The organism is Vibrio sp. 970, from assembly GCF_033339075.1.
In genome coordinates this window covers 1-1,107 of sequence record NZ_JAWOTW010000093.1, presented here as the reverse complement: position 1 = coordinate 1,107, position 1,107 = coordinate 1, and the positions used below count along the sequence as shown (strand labels likewise).

General features: G+C 46.7%; 1 protein-coding gene. It reads left to right on the top strand.

Features of this window, described 5'->3' with window-relative positions; translation table 11 throughout:
- Positions 1–1,107: methyl-accepting chemotaxis protein (locus R7Q11_RS24925; protein WP_225466850.1), on the top strand; the 1,107-nt coding region annotated here is incomplete at both ends.

The following is a 1,107-nucleotide window of genomic DNA, read 5'->3' as shown; positions in this document are numbered from 1 at the left end:
AAAAAGGTGACATTCAAATTCATCGTCAACAAGGCAAAAACAAAACGTCGATTGCGCAGCTTTTTGGCAGCAACGCGAATCAACTGCTGAACAAAAACAGCTTCAACCTAATTAATGTCGAGTTTGAAGGTAAGGACAATTTCGTCGCGAGTTTGTATGTGCCGTCAATGAACTGGTTTGTTATTGGCGTCGTGCCTGTTGATGAAGTGTTTGCTGATCTCAATGCAACTGGCCAAAAAATGATGATCACAACCATTGTAGTGGCGTTGGTGTTCATTTTGATGGGCGTATTGCTTGCAAACAGTATCACTAAGCCTATTCGATTGATTGCAGATCGCTTTACCGATCTTGGTCAAGGCGAAGGTGATTTATCACAGCGTATTGAAATTCGTGGCAATGATGAAATCGCGCAGCTTTCTAAAGGTTTCAACGGATTTATTGAGAAAATCCACGCAACCATGAAAGAGGTATCTTTGACGAGCGGTGCACTGAGTCAAGCGGCAGACAGCGTGTCGAGCAAAGCAACGTCAACGTACGATAATAGCCAAGAGCAACGTGACCAGACGATTCAAGTGGTTGCAGCGATCAACCAAATGGGTGCGACGATCAGTGAAATTGCGTCTAACGCAGCGACGGCAGCCGATACTGCAAACCAAGCGTCTGATAATACTCAGACGGGTCGTGAAGTTGTGATTAAAGCGAAAGAAGTGATCAGCCGTCTTGCTGACGATGTGGAAACGACAAACATCGTTGTGACACAGCTTGCTTCTACAACGAAAGATATCGGCTCTATCCTTGGTGTAATCCGCGATATCTCTGAGCAAACAAACTTGTTGGCACTGAACGCAGCGATTGAAGCAGCACGCGCAGGTGAGCAAGGTCGAGGCTTTGCGGTAGTTGCAGATGAAGTTCGTAACCTAGCGTCGCGCACTGCCGATTCAACGGAAGAGATTCAACGTATGATCAACCAGCTTCAAAGTGATGCTCAGGATGCAGTAAGCGCGATGGAAGCTGGCAAAGCGGTCACATTTGAGGGTGTGGCTTCGACGGATGAAGCAGTAGAAGTGCTGGTGAATATCTCTGAGCGCATTACGGATATCTCCGATC